This is a genomic window from Erwinia typographi (genome assembly GCF_000773975.1).
GTDB lineage: Bacteria > Pseudomonadota > Gammaproteobacteria > Enterobacterales > Enterobacteriaceae > Erwinia > Erwinia typographi.
In genome coordinates this window covers 83,706-103,825 of sequence record NZ_JRUQ01000016.1, presented here as the reverse complement: position 1 = coordinate 103,825, position 20,120 = coordinate 83,706, and the positions used below count along the sequence as shown (strand labels likewise).

21 protein-coding genes are annotated in these 20,120 nt (G+C 54.6%); 8 read left to right on the top strand and 13 right to left on the bottom strand.

Going from position 1 to position 20,120, the window contains the following annotated elements; genetic code table 11:
• Window positions 1-32 precede the first annotated feature (32 nt).
• On the top strand, window positions 33-1,037 hold the full coding sequence (gene yhjD / locus NG99_RS03750; protein ID WP_034888545.1) for an inner membrane protein YhjD: 1,005 nt from the start codon (window positions 33-35) through the stop codon (window positions 1,035-1,037).
• A gap of 39 nt (window positions 1,038-1,076) precedes the next feature.
• Here the strand turns inward: yhjD and NG99_RS03745 are convergent, their stop codons facing one another.
• From NG99_RS03745 to cpxP, 7 genes are all read right to left on the bottom strand, one after another.
• A complete protein-coding gene (locus NG99_RS03745) occupies window positions 1,077-1,841 on the bottom strand; it encodes a CDP-diacylglycerol diphosphatase (RefSeq protein WP_034888543.1) in 765 nt (254 codons plus the stop codon).
• A gap of 189 nt (window positions 1,842-2,030) precedes the next feature.
• Window positions 2,031-3,023, bottom strand: a complete 993-nt coding sequence (locus NG99_RS03740) for a sulfate ABC transporter substrate-binding protein (protein WP_034888541.1) — start codon at window positions 3,021-3,023, stop codon at window positions 2,031-2,033.
• A gap of 140 nt (window positions 3,024-3,163) precedes the next feature.
• Entirely contained in the window at window positions 3,164-4,126 is a 963-nt protein-coding gene (gene pfkA / locus NG99_RS03735; protein WP_034888539.1) for a 6-phosphofructokinase, read from the bottom strand.
• Window positions 4,127-4,335: 209 nt separating this feature from the next.
• Window positions 4,336-5,238, bottom strand: a complete 903-nt coding sequence (fieF, locus tag NG99_RS03730) for a CDF family cation-efflux transporter FieF (RefSeq protein ID WP_034888537.1) — start codon at window positions 5,236-5,238, stop codon at window positions 4,336-4,338.
• A 115-nt stretch (window positions 5,239-5,353) separates the two neighbouring features.
• Entirely contained in the window at window positions 5,354-5,653 is a 300-nt protein-coding gene (locus NG99_RS03725) for a hypothetical protein (protein ID WP_052130539.1), read from the bottom strand.
• 352 nt (window positions 5,654-6,005) lie between these two features.
• Entirely contained in the window at window positions 6,006-6,650 is a 645-nt protein-coding gene (zinT, locus tag NG99_RS03720; RefSeq protein ID WP_034888535.1) for a metal-binding protein ZinT, read from the bottom strand.
• A gap of 217 nt (window positions 6,651-6,867) precedes the next feature.
• Window positions 6,868-7,377, bottom strand: coding sequence for a cell-envelope stress modulator CpxP (cpxP, locus tag NG99_RS03715; RefSeq protein ID WP_034888533.1), 510 nt, complete (start codon window positions 7,375-7,377; stop codon window positions 6,868-6,870).
• Between the two features lie 151 nt (window positions 7,378-7,528).
• Between cpxP and cpxR the strand changes: the two genes are divergently transcribed.
• From cpxR to trmL, 3 genes are read left to right on the top strand one after another with little or no spacing between them, the layout of a single operon-like run.
• Window positions 7,529-8,227 (top strand): envelope stress response regulator transcription factor CpxR, encoded by a 699-nt coding sequence (gene cpxR / locus NG99_RS03710; RefSeq protein WP_034888531.1) that lies wholly within the window; start codon window positions 7,529-7,531, stop codon window positions 8,225-8,227.
• A complete protein-coding gene (gene cpxA, locus NG99_RS03705; RefSeq protein WP_034888529.1) occupies window positions 8,224-9,600 on the top strand; it encodes an envelope stress sensor histidine kinase CpxA in 1,377 nt (458 codons plus the stop codon). The genes cpxR and cpxA overlap by 4 nt, the downstream gene beginning before the upstream one ends.
• 43 nt (window positions 9,601-9,643) lie before the next feature.
• A complete protein-coding gene (trmL, locus tag NG99_RS03700) occupies window positions 9,644-10,117 on the top strand; it encodes a tRNA (uridine(34)/cytosine(34)/5-carboxymethylaminomethyluridine(34)-2'-O)-methyltransferase TrmL (protein ID WP_034888527.1) in 474 nt (157 codons plus the stop codon).
• Between the two features lie 3 nt (window positions 10,118-10,120).
• Here the strand turns inward: trmL and cysE are convergent, their stop codons facing one another.
• The 4 genes from cysE to NG99_RS03680 form a co-directional block, all read right to left on the bottom strand.
• Window positions 10,121-10,942, bottom strand: coding sequence for a serine O-acetyltransferase (gene cysE, locus NG99_RS03695; RefSeq protein WP_034888526.1), 822 nt, complete (start codon window positions 10,940-10,942; stop codon window positions 10,121-10,123).
• 68 nt (window positions 10,943-11,010) lie between these two features.
• Window positions 11,011-12,030, bottom strand: a complete 1,020-nt coding sequence (gpsA, locus tag NG99_RS03690; protein WP_034888525.1) for an NAD(P)H-dependent glycerol-3-phosphate dehydrogenase — start codon at window positions 12,028-12,030, stop codon at window positions 11,011-11,013.
• Entirely contained in the window at window positions 12,030-12,494 is a 465-nt protein-coding gene (gene secB / locus NG99_RS03685; RefSeq protein ID WP_034888523.1) for a protein-export chaperone SecB, read from the bottom strand. Before secB ends, gpsA begins: the two co-directional genes overlap by 1 nt.
• Window positions 12,495-12,636: 142 nt before the next feature.
• Window positions 12,637-13,068 (bottom strand): rhodanese-like domain-containing protein, encoded by a 432-nt coding sequence (locus tag NG99_RS03680; RefSeq protein WP_034888522.1) that lies wholly within the window; start codon window positions 13,066-13,068, stop codon window positions 12,637-12,639.
• Between the two features lie 326 nt (window positions 13,069-13,394).
• Between NG99_RS03680 and envC the strand changes: the two genes are divergently transcribed.
• From envC to NG99_RS03660, 4 genes are read left to right on the top strand one after another with little or no spacing between them, the layout of a single operon-like run.
• Entirely contained in the window at window positions 13,395-14,702 is a 1,308-nt protein-coding gene (envC, locus tag NG99_RS03675) for a murein hydrolase activator EnvC (protein WP_034888520.1), read from the top strand.
• A gap of 3 nt (window positions 14,703-14,705) precedes the next feature.
• Window positions 14,706-15,638: a divergent polysaccharide deacetylase family protein gene (locus NG99_RS03670; protein ID WP_034888518.1), complete on the top strand. Its 933-nt coding sequence runs from the start codon at window positions 14,706-14,708 to the stop codon at window positions 15,636-15,638.
• Between the two features lie 54 nt (window positions 15,639-15,692).
• Entirely contained in the window at window positions 15,693-16,928 is a 1,236-nt protein-coding gene (locus NG99_RS03665) for a glycosyltransferase (RefSeq protein WP_034888516.1), read from the top strand.
• Window positions 16,921-17,829 carry a hypothetical protein gene (locus tag NG99_RS03660; RefSeq protein ID WP_034888515.1) on the top strand — a complete coding sequence of 303 codons (909 nt, stop codon included), beginning with the start codon at window positions 16,921-16,923 and terminating at the stop codon, window positions 17,827-17,829. Before NG99_RS03665 ends, NG99_RS03660 begins: the two co-directional genes overlap by 8 nt.
• Window positions 17,830-17,869: 40 nt before the next feature.
• On the opposite strand, the gene tdh is transcribed toward NG99_RS03660, so the two are convergent.
• Window positions 17,870-18,898 (bottom strand): L-threonine 3-dehydrogenase, encoded by a 1,029-nt coding sequence (gene tdh, locus NG99_RS03655; protein WP_034888514.1) that lies wholly within the window; start codon window positions 18,896-18,898, stop codon window positions 17,870-17,872.
• 11 nt (window positions 18,899-18,909) lie between these two features.
• Window positions 18,910-20,082 carry a glycine C-acetyltransferase gene (locus NG99_RS03650; protein WP_232298159.1) on the bottom strand — a complete coding sequence of 391 codons (1,173 nt, stop codon included), beginning with the start codon at window positions 20,080-20,082 and terminating at the stop codon, window positions 18,910-18,912.
• Between the last annotated feature and the right edge of the window lie 38 nt (window positions 20,083-20,120).

The following is a 20,120-nucleotide window of genomic DNA, read 5'->3' as shown; positions in this document are numbered from 1 at the left end:
AACACGTATTTTAAGGAAACAGAGAAGGTGACATGAAGGAAAACCAATCCGCTGAAATCCAGCACGCTGATAAGCAAAAGCCGCTGATCAATATTAAAACGGGCAACGAAACCGTCGACAAATCCATCACCCGCATTTCAAGACTGGTTAGCTGGTTTCAGGCTATCCCGTCCGTCGCGCACTTCATCCGCGCAGGTGAACGCTTTAACGACCGGCTCGGCAGTCAGTTTGGCGCGGCAATTACCTATTTCTCCTTTCTGTCGCTGATCCCGATTCTGATGGTCTCATTTGCCGCCGTCGGTTTTGTGCTGGCATCTAATCAGGATCTGCTGACCGAACTGATCAATAAGATCGTTAATAATATCAGCGATCCCTCGCTGGCTTCGACGCTGAAAAACACCGTCAACACGGCGATTCAACAGCGCACCACGGTTGGGCTGACCGGGCTGTTTATCGCCCTCTACTCAGGTATTAGCTGGATGGGCAATCTACGCGAAGCGATCCGCGCCCAGTCGCGTGATGTCTGGGAGCGTAAAGAGAAGGACAAAGAGAAAGTCTGGTTTAAATATACCCGCGACTTTATCTCGCTAACCGGGCTGGTGCTGGCGCTGATCGTCACGCTGTCCCTGACTTCTGTCGCCGGCGCAGCGCAGGCGGCCATTGTCCGGGCGCTGGGGCTGGAAGGCATTGAGTGGCTCAGACCGGCAATGACGCTGATCGCGCTGTCGATTTCGATCCTGGCTAACTATCTGCTGTTTCTGTGGATTTTTTGGATTCTGCCGCGCCACAAGCCGCGTAAGAAAGCGTTATTTCGCGGGACGCTGCTGGCGGCAATTGGCTTTGAAGTGATTAAATTTATTATGACGCTAACCTTGCCTAAGCTGGCGTCGTCGCCCTCCGGCGCGGCCTTCGGGTCCGTGCTGGGACTGATGGCATTTTTCTACTTCTTTGCGCGTCTGACGCTGTTTTGCGCAGCCTGGATTGCCACAGCAAAGTACAAGGATGACAAGCCGGAGTCGGCCACGCAACAGGCCTGAGTCTTCCCGCCGTTTCTGAAGGGCAACGCCCGTTGCCCTTTACGGTTTCAGCTTCAGAATGCTGCAACTGTGGTCCTGCAACTCTTCGGCAGAGCCTTTATTGAGCAGCAGCAGATTCCGTTTGATCACCATCATCACACGACGGCCGTCCGGTAACGCGGCAATGGCTATACCGTATTTGTACATCTCTTCCCGGGCACCGGGTAGCTCGTTGGCGATACGGAGAAACGGGCTAATCTTTTTGATGTCATCCGACGTCACCGTACGTACCTGATAGTCATGACCCGCCAGCTGCGCAGACTGCCACAGGCTGGTCAGGGTTGGGCTCAGGCTGTCCAGGCGCTGGCGAATATCCGGCCGCAGGCAGGAAATGTGGATATGCAGCTGGTTCTGGGTTCTTCCCCGCAGCGAATTGATGGCTATAGCAACCGACGTATCTTCAATCGGCGCACCGTGTTTCTCTTCCATGTAATGACGTGAAAGCCAGGCCTCGGCAAAGAAATTCGGGGTAGCGGGATTGAGTAATGTCGGACTCTCAATACCGGTGATTTTTTCAACGGGCATTAACAAAAATTGCAGAGGTCCTTCACGATCTTTTAGCACCACGAAGCCATTGCGCAGATCAACCAAACGGCAGGGCGCAGGATGATGATTTTGCTGTTGATCAGGAACGCATTTTTGACTGACTATCTTCCACAGCGCGTCAGAATTATTTTTGTAATTCAATGCGATAGAGGCACATCCGGCCGTCAATATTATTCCCGCTAATCCTAATACGCTCAGGACACGCTTTCGCCCCTGCATGATCGAAACCTCTGGTCATTACCTGTGCGTAATGTAAACGAACGGTTGGTGAAGATCATGTCAAATAATCAATCGCGGTGACCATTTTTCTGCTTGTGGAGTATCGCGTTCAGAAAGGGATAACGGAGAGGGGAAAACGTTTGGGTTAAGTCACCCGGGCGGCGAATTTGCCTCGCCGCCCGGACAATATTACTCGGGCTTCATCACCTGGTCATAGGTGCCGCCGTCGGCGAAGTGCGTTTTTTGCGCCTTAGTCCAGCCGCCAAATTTGCTGTCAATGGTAAACAGCTTAACCGGTGCAAAAGTGTTGGCGAACTTCTTCGCCACTTCAGGATCGCGAGGACGGTAGTAGTTGTCCGCGGCGATAGTCTGCCCTTCCGGCGAGTAGAGGTATTTCAGGTAGTCCTCGGCCACTTTGCGGGTATCGCGCTCATCAACCACTTTATCAACCACCGAAACGGTAGGCTCCGCCAGGATGGATTCGCTAGGGGTGACGATATCAAACTTGTCTTTACCCAGCTTGTTTACCGCCAGATAAGCTTCGTTTTCCCACGCAATCAGTACGTCGCCCAATCCGCGCTCAACGAAGGTATTGGTCGAAGCACGCGCGCCAGAATCCTGAACCTCAACATTCTTGAACAGCGCTTTTACATAAGCCTGGGCTTTGGCCTGATCGCCATTATTTTGATCGAGTGCCCAGCCCCACGCCGCCAGATAGTTCCAGCGCGCGCCGCCTGAAGTTTTCGGGTTTGGCGTGATCACCGAAACGCCCGGTTTGATTAAATCATTCCAGTCGTGGATCTGTTTAGGGTTGCCTTTGCGGACCAGAAAAACAATGGTCGACGTATAGGGAGCAGAGTTGTTCGGCAGGCGCTTGATCCAGTTTTTATCAATGCGGCCACGATCGGCGATGGCGTCCACGTCCGACTCAAGCGCCAGCGTGACAACATCGGCACGGATACCGTTGATTACCGAAGTAGCCTGCTTGCCTGACCCGCCGTGAGACTGACGGACCACCACGTTATCGCCGGTTTCCTGCTTGTAATGCGCGCTGAAGGCTTTGTTATACTGCTCGTAAAGCTCACGCGTTGGGTCATACGACACGTTCAGCAGCTGAATATCTTTTGCCAACACGCTGGTTGAGGCCAGCAACAGGGTTAATCCCACGCTCCACTTCTTCATTACTCTCTCCCAAAGTTTTTTCTGTAAGAGAGCCTGACACAAACTTAATCTTGAATTAAAGAATTAAAACAAAGCTTTCATAACCAAATGGAATATAGAGCGCCATAAAAAAGGCGCCGTGCTTCAGCGCCTTGTTTTTATTAATAAAGCTTTTTAGCCGTATCCAGCCAGTCACCTTTGAAGGGACGCTTCATATTTTCTATCGCATCAATGATGTCGTGGTGCACCATTTTCTCGTTCTGGATACCGACGCAGCGGCCACCGTAGCCCTTCAACAGCAGCTCAATCGAATAAGCCCCCATGCGGGAAGCAAGAATACGGTCGTACGCCACCGGCGCTCCGCCGCGCTGAATATGACCCAGCACCGTTGCGCGCGTTTCGCGTTTGGTTTCCGCTTCGATATATTTTGCCAGATCGTCGATATCGCAAATGTGTTCGGTGATCGCGACAATGGCGTGCTTTTTCCCCTTGGCGATCCCGGCTTTGATCTCCCCTACCAGCTCTTCGCGGGTGTAAGGAATTTCCGGCAGCACGATAAACTCGCAGCCACCGGCAATTGCTGCCGCCAGCGTCAGATCGCCACAGTAGCGCCCCATCACTTCAACAATCGAAATACGCTGGTGAGATGAAGAGGTGTCACGCAGGCGGTCAATCGCCTCTACCACGGTTTCCAGCGCCGTAAAGTAGCCGATGGTGTAATCCGTTCCGGCTACGTCATTATCGATGGTTCCCGGCAGGCCAATACAGGGGAAACCCATCTCGGTAAGACGCTTCGCGCCCATGTAGGAGCCGTCACCGCCAATAACCACCAGCGCATCAATGCCGCGCTTTTTCATATTCTCGATGGCAACGGCGCGCACATGCTCTTCACGGAACTCGGGAAAACGCGCCGAGCCGAGGAAAGTGCCGCCGCGGTTGATCATGTCAGAAACGCTGTAACGGTCCAGATTAGCCATGCGATCTTCGTACAAACCCAGGTAACCATCATAAACACCGCACACTTCCAGACCTTCACTCAGCGCGGCGCGCACCACGCCCCTGATGGCTGCATTCATCCCTGGCGCGTCGCCGCCGCTTGTCAGTACACCGATTTTTTTAATCATGACAACCTCTGAACTTGTTGATGCAAATTAGAATTCTGAACGCCGTGGAAGGTCGACGCGTGAGGGCGAGCTTACCGACTAATGATGGCAATAGTATATCAAAGCCAGGAAGCTGAATTGATTCAGGTCACTCATCATTCAGCTATTTTTTTTGCGCCACGTCACGTTTCCTACATTCCTTCGGCTAACCCATTTATTTTTCAAAGAAATTAAAACTTGAGGCCCTGTGCCTGCTCGGCGGGGACCACCGAGCAGGGATCCTGGTGAATGATCACATCCGAGCCGGGAAAGCGGCTTAACAGCGCCTTTTCAACCTCGTCTGCCAGCTTATGCGCCTGAAACAGCGGCAGGCTGTCATCCATTTCCAGATGCAGTTGGATAAAGCGGGTCGGGCCTGACTGACGGGTGCGGATATCATGCGCGCCCTGCACGCCCGGCCAGTTGGAAGCGATATCGATAATGGCCTGACGGTCTTCATCCGGCAGCGCCCGGTCAAGCAGCGCCTGAACCGCTTCGTGGCCCATGCGCAGCGCGCTGTATAAAATCCACACCCCAATCCCCAGCGCAAACAGTGCATCCGCCCGCTTAAAGCCGTACCAGCTCAGCGCCAACGCCAGCAGAATGGCGCCATTCATAATCACGTCAGACTGGTAGTGAAGCATGTCGGCACGGATCGCCACACTATGGGTCCTTTTGACCACCCAACGCTGAAAGGTCACCAGCGCCAGGGTAGAAAACAGGGCAATGATGGTAACGATAATCCCCACCAGCGGCGCACGCATTTCGCCTGGCGTAGCCATATGCTGCAAGCCCGTGAGAAAAAGAAACAGCGCGGAGCCGGAAATAAACATGCTTTGAGCCAGCGCGGCCAGTGATTCCGCCTTGCCATGACCAAAAGTATGCTCCCTGTCAGCAGGCTGGAGGGAGTAGCGGACAACAAAAAGATTGGTGAGCGAGGCGGCAATATCCACCAGTGAATCCACCAGCGCCGCCAGCACGCTGACTGAACCGGTATACCACCAGGCAAAAATCTTTACCAGCAGCAGTAGCGACGCCAGGGTGGTGGCCGCCAGCGCAGCCCTGTTCACCAGACGTGCGTAGTGTTGTTCCATGCCACACTCCCGTAAGTTGAGTGCGTCAGTATACTGGATTTCAGGCAAAAAAAAGCCCCGCCATGATGGCGGGGGCGTTGGCTATTTCCAGGGATTTGCAGCATATGCATTCAGATCAACACGGGGCATTACCGGTATCAGCCTGGAGGAAGGGAGCCGTTTTCTTAAGTACCGTCATCGGATCACTGAGGCGTTTATTCAGATAGTAGCGATAAACGTCAGAGTCAGTGGCTCCCGCATCCTGATATTTCGTGACGTACAGCCAGACATCTTCTGACAGCTGTTTCTGGCTGAGTAAATGATCATCGCGCGGGGCATTTTCGGAATACCACAGCAAGCCACCTACGATCACTATAAGCAACAGAACAACCGTTAGTATCCTGTGCCCCCACTTAATAGCGGTGTCGATTGGCATAATCTATCCCTTGCTGCTTATAATCCCATGACCCCTTATTACGTACTTTTTGATAAAACCAGTAGTAAACACCAGGTGAAGCCATGTTACGCGGCATTCCACGATGGCGGGCTTCCAGAAGATTCCTTGCTAATAGAGAGAACCCACCTGGGGGCATAAGCGGAATAACAGCCATAATATTGAGTCTTCCTGACAGAATTAATAAGCGAAGTGAACCCTATCAAAAAAGTCTCTCAACGTAACATGTTTGTACACATTAAAAAAAATGCGTTCGCGGGATTGTGTGTGCATCAATGGCGACGATGCACACCTGGTCAATGAGCAGACAATAATGAGAAAACTCACCTTAAATCTAGTGATGAAGCATTTCGTCCACAATCTGCGCTTTCGTCATGCCGTAGGGATAGAAAGTTGGCCAATTGTCCATCTCTTTCAGCAGCGCGTCCTGGGAGGTATTCCCCAGGAAGATGTGAAAATGCTGAGACCGACGTGGGCCGATAATATGGTCGCTAAACTGAACATATTTTGGCGCGGTGGACTGCGCATCGTTACATTCAAACAAGTAGCGCACCCCTTTTTTGCCGGAGACATAGTTGAGGATCTTAAATCCTGCATATTCATAGCGACACGACTTCACCTCTTTACCGACATGGAATTCCATGACGTTATTTTCGATACCGATCGTCTCAATATCCGTGGCGTAGCCTTTTTGGTAATAAGCCCGATATTCTGCCAGGGTTTTGCCGCCCTGCTTCGCTTTTTTCTCCAGTACCGGGTCCAGATCGCCATTCTGCAGATAAGAATTGAGCGACTGCCAGACGCCATCCCAGTCGGACAGCGGTCTGTCCTTCACATCTTTATCCTCAAAGATCCCTTCGCTTGCTTTGCGCTCTACTTCGGTCAGCGGCTTACCGTGGTGATGGGCATGAGCGAAAGTTTGTGTACTGCTCAGCAAAACTCCCATACCGAGTAAAAAGGCGGACTTCTTCATGATCATAACGTTTCCCAGGTCATCATTGGCAATGAAATGTTACGATATAACATAACAATTTAAATTACCACCCGCCGATGAAGACTTTTACAGGCCGTTAGAGATTTTTTTAATTGGCTGTTTTTATTAGATTGACAGGGAAATGATGGACAAAAAAAACCCCCTCATCATGAGGGGGAAGACAGGGATGGTGTCTATGGCAAGGAAAAACAGGGATACTATGTTACTGGTTACTGCCGGTACTGCTCACTGCCTGCAGCGATGATGCCTGCTGCATGTTCGTTAGCTTGCGCATTTCACTCATGCGCTGCTGGTGTTTCTGGTTCAAAACGTCCTGCTGAGCCGGCGTTAACAGGTGATACATCTGGTTGCGCACGCGTGCCATTTCTACCTGCCGCGCCACTTCCGCCTGTGCAATCCTGTTTAACTGCGCTTTATAGGCCGTTTCATCAAATTTATCTGCAATAATCAACTCGTGCAGCTGCTCTAAATCGTTAATACTTATGGGAGAACGCTCATGACGCGCCTGTTGCATCAGATCCCGCATTTGTTGACGCTGCTGTTCAGTGAGATTGATGCCATCAAACATGTGACTCTGCGGAATTTGCGTCATACTGCGTGTCGCCGCGTTGTCCTGATGCATCTCGTCAGTCGTCGTCACTTCTGCAGCCCACGCGGCGGAGAAACTGAGTATCAGCGCCGGAACTACAACGACGGCGGTAACTTTGCGCATCGTTTACTCCCAGGTTGGTTTCCACTTTTCGATTCAACGAGAGCCAGTCTACGGGGCCAGCTGCAAACATGCGTCAGGCGGTGTAAAACTACGTAAAGTCATGGAATGACAGCATTCGTTCACGGTATTTTGCCTGCGGAGGGCAATAAAAATGAATAAGATCCTGTTGGTTGACGATGACCGCGAATTGACTTCGCTACTGAAAGAATTACTTGAAATGGAAGGGTTTGATGTCCTGGTTGCCGGCGACGGTGAACAGGCGCTGACCCTGTTGGATAACTCTATCGACCTGTTACTACTTGACGTGATGATGCCGAAGAAAAACGGTATCGACACCCTGAAGGAGCTCCGTCAGCAACATCAAACGCCGGTCATCATGCTGACCGCGCGAGGAAGCGAGCTGGATCGCGTTCTGGGCCTCGAACTGGGCGCGGACGACTATCTGCCGAAACCGTTCAACGATCGTGAACTGGTGGCTCGCATACGCGCTATTCTACGCCGTTCGAACTGGAGCGAGCAGCAACAGCAGCACGACAATAGTTCTCCTACGCTGGAAGTGGATTGTCTGCGTCTCAATCCTGGCCGTCAGGAAGCCAGCTTTGACGGCCTGACGCTCGATCTGACCGGCACCGAGTTCACTTTGCTCTATCTGCTTGCTCAGCATCTGGGCCAGGTGGTTTCCCGTGAACATCTCAGCCAGGAAGTGCTGGGTAAACGCCTGACGCCTTTCGATCGTGCTATCGATATGCATATCTCCAACCTGCGCCGGAAGCTGCCGGACCGTCAGGATGGTCATCCCTGGTTTAAAACTCTGCGTGGACGTGGCTACCTGATGGTTTCTGCTACATGATCTCAAGCCTGACCACCCGCATCTTCGCCATTTTTTGGCTGACCCTGGCACTGGTGTTGATGCTGGTTTTAATGGTGCCAAAGCTGGATACCCGTCAGATGACGCCGCTGCTGGATAACGAGCAGCGACAGGGCACCATGATTGAGCAACACGTTGAAGCTGAACTGATGCAGGACCCGCCCAACGACCTGATGTGGTGGCGTAGATTGTTTCGCGCTATCGACAAATGGGCTCCGCCAGGCCAGCGCCTTTTGCTGGTCACCAGCGAAGGCCGGGTGATTGGCGCGCAGCACAGCGAAATGCAGGTAATTCGTAACTTTATCGGCCAGTCTGATAATTCCGATCATCCGCAAAAAAAGAAATATGGCCGGGTTGAAATGGTTGGCCCTTTCTCGGTTCGGGACGGGGAAGATAACTACCAGCTCTACCTGATCCGCCCAGCCGGCAGCTCTCAGCTGGACTTCATCAACCTGCTCTTCGATCGCCCGCTTCTGCTGCTGATTGTCACCATGCTGATCAGCTCCCCCCTGCTGCTCTGGCTGGCGTGGAGCCTGGCGAAACCGGCGCGTAAACTTAAGCATGCCGCCGATGATGTGGCCGCCGGTAACCTGCGGCAGCGTCCCGAGCTGGAGGCGGGGCCGCAGGAATTTCAGGCTGCCGGCGCCAGCTTCAACCAGATGGTTAGCGCGCTGGAGAGGATGATGACCGGTCAGCAACGCCTGCTGTCGGACATCTCCCACGAGCTGCGCACGCCGCTGACTCGCCTTCAGCTGGCTACTGCCCTGATGCGGCGGCGTCAGGGAGAGGGCAAAGAGTTACAGCGCATCGAAATGGAGGCTCAGCGTCTGGACGGCATGATTAACGATCTGCTGGTGCTCTCCCGGACGCAGCATAAAAATGCGCTGGTGAGCGAGGCGATGAAGGCTAACCATCTCTGGTCCGGCGTGCTGGACGATGCAAAGTTTGAAGCCGAACAGATGGGCAAAACGCTGGAGGTGCCGTATCCGCCTGGTCCGTGGCCGCTCTACGGCAACCCCAGCGCGCTGGACAGCGCGCTGGAGAATATTGTCCGCAATGCGCTGCGCTACTCCCACTCAAAAATTTCCGTCAGTTTTTCCGTGGATAAACAGGGGATTACCATTCACGTAGATGATGATGGTCCGGGCGTGAGCGCAGAAGATCGCGAGCAGATTTTCCGGCCTTTCTACCGCACCGATGAAGCGCGCGACAGAGAGTCCGGTGGCACGGGGCTGGGGCTGGCGATTGTGGATACCGCCATCCAACAGCACCGGGGCTGGGTTAAAGCGGATGACAGCCCGCTTGGCGGCCTGCGTCTGACAATGTGGCTACCGCTCTATTCCAGCAAAGCCTGATTATTTGCTATGCTTCGGCCCTCGCTACTGAGGGCCGTTGTCGATGCTGAATATCGTTTTATTTGAACCTGAAATCCCACCCAATACCGGGAATATCATTCGCCTGTGCGCTAATACGGGCTTCCAGCTGCACCTCATCAAACCGCTTGGCTTTGCGTGGGATGACAAGCGCCTGCGCCGGGCTGGCCTTGATTATCATGAATTTACCTCGATCAAGCATCACGACAACTATGCCGCTTTTTTGCATCTCGAAGCCCCTCAGCGGCTTTTTGCGCTGACCACCAAAGGCACGCCAGCGCATAGCGCAGTAAGCTATCGGCCGGGCGATTATTTGGTGTTTGGACCAGAAACGCGAGGGTTACCGGCAGACATTCTGAATGCGCTGCCAGCGCAGCAAAAAATCCGCATTCCGATGCAGCCAGACAGCCGCAGCATGAATCTGTCTAATGCCGTGTCGGTGGTGGTGTATGAAGCGTGGCGCCAGCTGGGTTATGCTGGCGCAGCGGTGAAGGAGTAGCGGTCAGATGCCGTCGCCAAACTCAAAGCCCGGAACCGTGCCGTTAAAATGCTGATCCATTTCCATTGAGGGCATGTCGCTGCTTGGTTTGCCGACGATGCGGGCCGGCACGCCAGCCGCAGTGGTATGCGGCGGAACGGGCTGCAGCACAACGGAGCCTGCGCCAATTTTCGCTCCCCGACCCACTTCGATATTGCCGAGAATTTTCGCCCCGGCGCCAATCATCACCCCTTCACGAATTTTAGGGTGGCGATCGCCGCTGGTTTTACCGGTTCCTCCCAGGGTTACCGACTGGAGGATCGAGACATCATCTTCGATCACCGCCGTTTCCCCGACCACGATCCCGGTGGCGTGATCGAGCATGATCCCACGGCCAATTCTGGCTGCCGGATGAATATCGACGGCAAAAGAAACCGAGACTTCGTTTTGCAGGTAAATGGCGAGCGCGCGCCGGCCTTCATTCCACAACCAGTGCCCGATGCGGTATGCCTGAAGCGCGTGGAACCCCTTCAGATAGAGCAAAGGCGTGGAGTATTTATCAATGGCGGGGTCGCGCTGGCGGACGGCCATAATATCGCAGGCGGCAGACTGGATCATCGACGGGTCCTGATTGTACGCTTCCTGCACAATCTCGCGAATAGCTATGGCGGGCATGATCGGATTCGAGAGCTTATTGGCGAGCATATAGCTTAGCGCACTTCCCAGGTCGTCATGCTTGAGCAGCGTAGCGTGATAAAAGCTGGCCAGCATCGGTTCGCAGTCTGCGAGTGCCCTCGCTTCCGCTTTAATATAATCCCAGACCTGTTCAGGCTCGATACACGACATTGCTCTCTCCCGATCAAAAAACAGCGCCCGACAACGTCCAGTACGCTATATCACTGTACATTCCTTTCTCAACTGGTGCTGTTTTCGTCTTTCCTTGCACGCCCAAGCAAGCTCAATGCTGCCTCTCGCGCATTTTTTTCGCAATACAGTACCTGATAAATTTGCTCGGTAATCGGCATTTCCACGCCGCAGCGCTCGGCCAGCGCCTTCACTTCTTTGGTATTTCGGAAACCTTCCACCACCTGACCAATGGATTGCTGCGCCGTTTCAACGTCAATACCCTGACCCAGCATCATGCCAAAGCGACGATTGCGCGACTGGTTATCGGTGCAGGTCAGCACCAGATCGCCTAATCCCGCCATGCCCATAAACGTACCGGCATCGGCTCCCAGCGCCGATCCAAGACGAGTCATTTCTGCCAGGCCGCGAGTGATCAGCGCCGTGCGGGCATTGGCGCCAAAGCCAATACCATCAGAAATACCCGCGCCAATAGCGATCACATTTTTTACCGCGCCGCCAAGCTGAACGCCAATAAAGTCCAGATTGTTGTAAACGCGGAAACTTTTACCGCAGTGCAGCAGACTTTGCAGATCGTCGGCAAATACCGTATCCGTCGCCGCCAGCGCAATGGCCGTTGGCATACCCGCCGCCAGCTCTTTGGCAAACGTCGGGCCAGAAATCACCGCCAGAGGGATATCCGGCCCAAGGATCTCACGCGCCACGTCCTGCAACAGGCGACCGGTCTCTTTTTCCAGGCCCTTAGTGGCCCAGACTATCCGTGAGTCGGCGCGCAGATGAGGTTTGATCTGCTGTAAAACATCGCCGAAAACGTGGCTGGGAACCACCACCAGCAGATCGCGACTTGCCGCAATAGCGGCCGCCAGATCGGTTTCAAGGCTCAGCGAATCAGGAAAAGGCACATCGGGCAGGAAAGCCGCATTACAGCGATCGGCCTGAAGCTGGGCCTGATGCTGCGGGTTGTGTCCCCACAGCACCACGTTGTGCCCGTTACGGGCCAGCGTGATGGCTAAAGCGGTGCCGTAAGAACCGGCACCGAGGACGCTCATTGAGACGTTAGCGTGAGGCATTATGCATCCTGCTGAGGAGCGGCACCTTCGTTTGACTGCTGAAGATAGTTCATGAACAGCGCGTCAAAGTTCACGGGTGCCAGGTTAAGCTGCGGGAAAGTACCGCGAGAAACCAGGCTGGTGATGCATTCGCGTGCATACGGGAACAGGATATTCGGGCAGTATGCACCCAGGCAGTGCGCCATCTGGTTACCGTCAATGCCAGAGATAGAGAAAATGCCGGCCTGCTGGACTTCACACAGGAAAGCCGTCTCTTCGCCTACGGTGGCGGTAACGGTTACGCGCAGTACCACTTCATAGACTTCGTCCGCCAGTTGGCTGGACGCCGTATCCAGATCCAGCTTCACTTCCGGCTCCCACTCTTTCTGGAAAACCTGAGGAGCATTAGGCGCTTCAAAGGAGACGTCTTTGGTGTAGATGCGTTGAATCTGGAAAGCCATCTCGGTGTTGTTTTGTTCAGACATGTTAAGTAATCCTATGGGTTAATAATCCGTTATTGCGCCACTGCCCGTCTTAATTTTAGTAGCAGCTCGAGGTCTTAAAGACCATCGAACGCGAACAGGTCGCCGCAGCAGCCAGAGGGCGCTGCACATCGTTACTTCGTTGTTATTTACCGCGAACCAGCGGCAGGTTTTCACCACTCCAGCCGGACACGCCGTCTTTCAGCACAAACACCTGGTCAAAACCGGCTGCACTCAGCTGAGCCGCTGGGTCTGCTGCGGACGTGCCGTTGGCACAGACCACGATAACAGGTTGGGCTTTATGCTTCTCTAACTCGCCAAAGCTGCCTTTCTTGATGTCGGCTGCCAGCACGTTGATGGCGTTAGAGATATGGCCTTTACGGTAGTCATCACGCCCACGCACATCGACAACCACGGCTTCTTCTTTGTTGATTAAACGGGTGGCTTCGCCGCGGCTAATCGTTTTTACCTTGGAGAACATGCCCTTAACGGTGGTCACGATCACCAAAACCAGCAGGACAACCCACGCCAGACTGAGAAGGGTATGGCTGCCTGCGAACTGCATAATATCTTGCATGAGGGGTAACAACTCCCGAAAGGGTTAATAAGCTAAAACAAGGCTTCTGAGTATACCTGCCAGTGCTGCCATGTACAGTCGTGAAGCCGTCAGAGTTGCGTTTTCTGGGGCAGATTCCCAAAAAAAAATGCCTTAAGTGTAAATGTCTCTGTCAGCCTGTGTTCACGTCGATCCTGAGCGGTTATTTGTTGTACAAAACCGCGTCGGAATTAGCCAAAGATTCCCCGCCTCCGCTACGGGAACCGGCCGCTCTGTCACTACTGGAAACGCAAAACCCCCGACAGATGTCTGGTAAGCTGCTGTTCATCGTGGAATAATCCTGTCCTATGAGGGAAAAAGCGACAGTTTCACATTTACGGACCCAGGGTAACGGAGCGGCCACCGGCGCTCCGTTGCGATCTCACGCCTTCACCCTGTCTGCCAGCGTGCTGTGCGCCGGCCTTCTGCTGTCGCCATTTGCCAGCTCAGCCGCTGACGATAGCAAATCGCAGCTTTCAAGCCTGCAGCAGGATATCGCGGCGAAGGAAAAGAGCGTACAGCAGCAAAAGCAGCAGCGCGGCAAGCTCCTCGCACAGCTGACTAGCCAGGAAAAAGTGATTGCCCAGGCCAGCCGTCAGCTGCGCGAAACGCAACTGGGCCTCAACGGACTTAATAAAGATATTACCTCCCTGACCGCTTCCATCGGCAAGCTACAGACGCAGCAGGCCCGTCAGGAAAAACTGCTGGCCGAACAGTTGGATGCGGCATTCCGTCAGGGGCAACACAGCGGCGTGCAGCTGATCCTCAGCGGAGAAGAGAGCCAGCGCAGTGAGCGCATTCTCGCCTATTTCGGCTACCTTAATGAGGCCCGTCAGAAATCGATCGACGAGCTGAAAAAGACCCGCAGCGATCTCTCTGCGCAGAAGGCGTCGTTAGTGGATAAACAGGCTCAGCAGAAATCCCTGCTGGAACAGCAGCAGTCACAGCGGGAGAAGCTGGAAGGCGCTCGCGTAGCCCGTAAGAAAACCCTGACGACGCTCGAATCCTCCCTGGAGAAAGACCAGGCGCAGCTGGTTACCATGCGGGAAAACGAAAGCCGCCTGCGGGATAAAATTGCCAAAGCGGAGCGTGAAGCCAGGGCCAGGGCCGAGAAGGAAGCGCGCGAGGCCGAAGCGGTCCGCAAGCGTCAGGCCCAGGCGAAGAGCAAAGGCACAACCTATAAGCCGACGGAAGGCGAGCGTTCCCTGATGGCCCGAACCGGGGGTCTGGGGCGCCCTTCAGGTCAGGCGCTATGGCCGGTCAGAGGCTCAATTGAACACCGCTTTGGCGAACAGCTTCAGGGCGAGCTTCGCTGGAAAGGCCTGGTGATCGACGCCGCCGAAGGCACCGAAGTGAAAGCCATCGCCGATGGCCGGGTACTGATGGCCGACTGGCTTCAGGGCTACGGCCTGGTGGTGGTAGTGGAACATGGTAAGGGAGATATGAGTCTCTACGGCTACAACCAAAGTGCGCTGGTGAGCGTGGGAACCCAGGTTAAGGCAGGACAGCCAATCGCACTGGTCGGGACCAGCGGCGGTCAGGGCACGCCTTCACTCTATTTTGAAATCCGACGTCAGGGACAGGCCGTCAATCCACTACCGTGGTTGGGAAAATAACTTTTGTCACAGCTTCGTAAAATTAGCGGCGCGCTGGCCGGTCTGCTGCTGACCTGCACGGCACATGCCGGAAAACTCGCTATCGTCATTGACGATTTTGGCTACCGCCCGGCACCGGAAAATCAGGTCCTGCAAATGCCGAAAAATATTTCTGTCGCCGTGCTCCCTAACGCTCCGCACGCGCGTGAGATGGCGACTAAGGCCCACCAGCTTGGCCATGAGGTGCTGATCCATTTGCCGATGGCGCCCCTCAGCAAGCAGCCGCTGGAGAAAGACACGCTCCGACCTGACATGTCCAGTGCGGAAATTGAGCGGATCGTCCATGAGGCGGCCGCCAAAGTGCCCTATGCCGTAGGCCTGAATAACCATATGGGCAGCGCCATGACGTCCAGCCTGCCGGGAATGCAGAAAGTGATGCAGGTGCTCGATCACTACAACTTCTACTTCCTCGACAGCATGACGATCGGCAACAGCCAGTCAACCCGCGCCGCAGCAGGCACCAGCGTAAAAGTGATTAAGCGTAGGGTTTTCCTTGACGACACGCAGAACGAGGCGGACATCCGCACCCAGTTTACTCGTGCGGTGCGGCTGGCGCAGCGTGATGGCTCCGCCATCGCCATTGGTCATCCGCATCCCACTACGGTGAAAGTGCTGCTGCAAATGCTGCCAACGCTTCCGGCGGATATCACTCTGGTTCGACCCAGCCAGCTGCTGAATGAGCCGCAAATCGTCAACAATAAACCGCTGCCGCCAGGACCAACCGGCAAGCCGCGCAATCCGTTCCGCGGCGTGAAAACCTGCCCGGTAACGCTGAAGCCCGTACCGGCGACCCTCGCGCTGAACGTTGTCGCCGAAAGCATTGGCAACAGCGACGGGATGCGCTATATCAAAACAAACTTTTCTGGGTTGAAGCTCAATATCGGGTCTCAACCTTAATTTCTCTACTGCGTCCCTTGCTGGAGGGGCGCAGATCTGGTGAGTCGCCGTCACATGACCGAACGACGTAAAAAAATTCTTTTGCTGGATACGGGTAATGAATGGGGCGGCGGCACTAACAGTATGCTTGAGCTGCTAAAACGCATCGATCGGGCTACGTTCGATATCCGCTGCTGCTTCTATCACAATTATCGCCGCGGCAAGGGCGACACCATTGGCGACGTGCTGTCATCGCTGGATATTCCGGTCATGTTCATCGATCAGCGCAAACAGCCGCGCTGGGCCAAGGTGGCTAAAGAACTCCTGAGATCGCTGGTCTTCTTCAATCGTTCCCTTCGCCAGAAAGCAACGCGCTGGGTGGACAGGCTCTGGCGTATTCAACCGAATGCACAGCGCATCCGCCAGGCTATTGCTCAGTACGACATCGATCTGCTCTATATGAATAACCAGCCCGGTTCGAATGCTGAGGGCTATCTGGCTGCGGCTGGGTTACCGATCGCCGTCGTTCAGCACTGCCGTATTGAACCCGTACTGAACCGCGAGCTGGTCGAGTTGGTAAACCATCGTGGCGACGCGATCATCGCGGTGTCTGATGGCGTGCGTAACGTCCTGCTGGCGAACGGCGTAGACCCGCAAAAATGCTTTACCGTATTCAATGCTATTGATACCAGGCAGGCCTTGCCAGAACGCCAGGCAATGCGCCATCAATTGCTCAATCTGGCGAGTGGAACTTTTGTTTTTGGCAGTATTGGGTCATTGATTCCGCGGAAGTCCAACCACCATATTTTGCAGGCGCTGACAAAATTTGCCGCTGAATTCCCTCAGGCTGACTGGCGCATGGTGATACTGGGCGAAGGCCCGGAAGAAGAGGCCCTGAAGCGCCAGGCCGCACAGGCTGGCATCGCGGATCGGGTGATTTTCACCGGCTTTCGGCCTGATGCGCTAAACTATCTGGCAGCGCTTGATGTTTTTATCCTTGCGTCGAAGAGTGAGGGGTTACCTCGCGTGGTGCTGGAAGCGATGCTGCTGGGGACGGCGGTGATCGGCTCCAATGTGACCGGCACCGCCGAGCTGATTTCTGCGAATCAAACCGGCCTGCTCTTCGACTACGGTGACACAGATGCGCTGTTTGAACAGATGAAGACGCTCTATCTTGACGCCGGTAAACGAGCCGGGCTGGTGGAGCAGGCTAACGCCAGCGTCAAAGCACATTATGCTATTGAGCACTATGTCGCTGGCGTGGAAACTCTCTTAAAAAATGCGTCTCAGGGAAGATCTCCCCATGTTTGAATTTTTCGATCCTCAGTTCCGTTATATTCGTTCGCGCCACAACCTTTCTTATCTCAATAAAGAGGTTCAGGGAAAAATACCCGTGACCTCAATAGTGATCCCCTGTACCGGCGCTGACTATGTTGAAGAGGCAAAATTAAGCGCGCTGTTTGCGTCGCGCTTTGCCCTGCAAGCCGAAGAAATCGTCATTGTTGCGGATCAGAAGTCAGAGCAGTTCGGCGAACTGCCGCCAAAAACCAGGGTAGTGACGCTGGACGTGCCGGTGCGGGAAGAAAACTACCGCTACAAGCAGATTTATCGCAGCCGGCTGATCAAGCTTCAGGCCCCTTTGCAGGCCGCAACGGAAGGGGTTTTGATGATCGATTCAGATTTGAACCTGCTGAAAATGCCGGATATTCAGATGAACGACGGCCACATTTACGCCAGTTTCCGTAAGGGGAAAATGATCGCTAAGCTGGCTAATACGCCGGAAAAAAACCGCCCCGCTTATTACCGCAACAGCTTCCGTCCCTACCTCGTCGATCACGTCAACGGGGCGTTTCTCGCCGCCACGCGGCGGACCTGGAAACGCATCTGCCCGCTGTGGCTGACGCTGTTTCAGGATACCTGGGAACTGATGGATGACTCGCAGCCGCCCACCGATCAGCTGCCGCTGGCGGCGCTGCTGGATATGCTGGATCTGAAAACGGTGAACCTGGGAGAGTGGATGAACTGGCCCGTGTCGAAGAAGATTGGCGGCAGCACGGCGGCGATCCCAACTGAAGTGGTCGGCGCTCACGGCGGCTTTCCGCTGTCTGAATGGCAAAAGTATCTCGACTCGGCCGCTACTCCTTTAAGCTTCAGAGGCCAGGACTACACCCGCAAGGTTCGTTATATGACCGATGCGGAAAAGCAGCAGTAAAGCCTGGATCAAGGGTTGGCATCCTGCCAGCCCTTTCCGATCAGGACCAGTCCAGAATCACCTTGCCAGACTGCCCGGAGCGCATCTGGTCAAACCCTGCCTGAAAATCATCAATGCCGAAGCGATGGGTAATAATGGGCGTGATATCCAGCCCCGACTGGAGCAGCGCCGCCATTTTGTACCAGGTTTCAAACATCTCCCGCCCATAAATACCTTTGATAAAGAGCCCTTTGAAAATCACCTGATTCCAGTCAATCGCCATCTCCGTTGCGGGAATGCCCAACATGGCAATGCGTCCGCCGTTATTCATCACGCCGAGCAGGCTGCGGAAGGCCGCTGGCGCGCCGGACATCTCCAGCCCCACATCAAAACCCTCGGTCATGCCCAGCTCGCGCATCACCTCTTCCAGCGTCTCCCTGGCGACGTTCACCGCCCGCGTGACGCCGATTTTGCGCGCCAGCTCCAGGCGATATTCGTTGACGTCGGTGATAACAACATGCCGCGCGCCGACATGCCGACAGATAGCCGCAGCCATAATCCCAATCGGACCCGCGCCGGAAATAAGAACATCTTCACCGACTAAATCGAAAGAGAGCGCCGTGTGCACCGCGTTGCCAAAGGGATCGAAAATCGCCGCCAGCTCATCAGAAATATTATCGGGAATGCGGAAGGCATTAAACGCGGGGATCACAAGGTACTCCGCAAAGCATCCCTGACGATTAACGCCTACCCCAACTGTATTACGGCAAAGATGCGTCCGGCCTGCGCGACAGTTGCGGCAGTGTCCGCAGGTAATGTGGCCTTCGCCGGAGACGCGATCGCCCAACGAGAACCCCTTCACCTCCTGGCCGATAGCCACCACCTCGCCAACATATTCATGACCGGTAATCATCGGCACGGGAATGGTTTTTTGCGACCACTCATCCCAGTTATAGATATGCACATCCGTGCCGCAGATGGCGGTCTTACGGATCTTAATCAACAGGTCGTTATGGCCTGGTTCAGGGATCGCCGCGTCATCGATCATCCAGATCCCCTCTTCCGCCCGCAGTTTTGCTAACGCTTTCATCACGGCTCCTTTCAGGCGATCGCGCCCAGTCTCTTACCGATACGGCTAAACGCGTCGACCGCGTGAATCAGCTGTTCATGGCTGTGGGCGGCAGAAATTTGCGTGCGAATACGCGCCTGTCCTTTTGGCACCACCGGATAAAAGAAGCCGGTGACGTAGATGCCCTCCTGCTGAAGCAGCCTTGAAAACTCCTGCGCTATTTTGGCCTCTCCCAGCATGACTGGGATGATGGCATGATCGGCCCCGGCCAGGGTGAAACCGGCACGGGTCATTTCGGCCCGGAAAAATGTCGCGTTGTCCCACAGGCGCTGTCGCAGGCCGTCACCCTCGGTCAGCATATCCAGCACCCGCAAAGCGGCGGCAACGATTGCCGGGGCCAGCGAGTTAGAAAACAGATAGGGTCGGGAGCGCTGACGAAGCCATTCGATTACCTCCTTTTTCCCTGCCGTGTAGCCACCGGACGCACCGCCCAGCGCTTTGCCCAGCGTACCGGTAATAATATCGACCCGCCCCATCACATCGCAGTATTCATGAGTACCGCGACCGCCCGCGCCGACAAAGCCAACCGCATGGGAGTCGTCCACCATCACCAGCGCGCCGTAGCGATCCGCCAAATCGCAAATGCCTTTCAGGTTAGCAATCACCCCATCCATGGAGAACACGCCGTCGGTGGCGATCATCATATGGCGTGCGCCCGCCGCTTTCGCTTCTTCCAGCCGGGCTTCCAGCTCGGTCATATCATTGTTGGCATAACGGTAACGTTTCGCTTTACAAAGCCGCACGCCATCAATAATCGAAGCGTGGTTTAACGCATCGGAAATGACGGCGTCTTCCGGCCCTAATAGCGTTTCGAACAGGCCGCCGTTGGCGTCGAAACAGGAGGAATAAAGGATTGAATCCTCCATGCCAAGAAACCCGGCCAGCCGTTTTTCCAGCTGCTTATGAATATCCTGAGTTCCGCAAATAAAGCGTACCGACGCCATGCCAAAACCGTGGCTGTCCATACCCTCTTTCGCCGCCGCGATCAGGGCTGGATGATTGGCCAGGCCAAGGTAGTTATTGGCGCAGAAGTTGATGGCTTTGACGCCGCCTTCCAGTTGAATAGCGGCCTGCTGAGCGGAGGCAATCGGGCGCTCTGATTTAAACAACCCTTCCTGCTCAACCTCACGTAACTGCTGCGAAATCTACTGATAAAATGGCGATGACATTTTCATACTCCAAA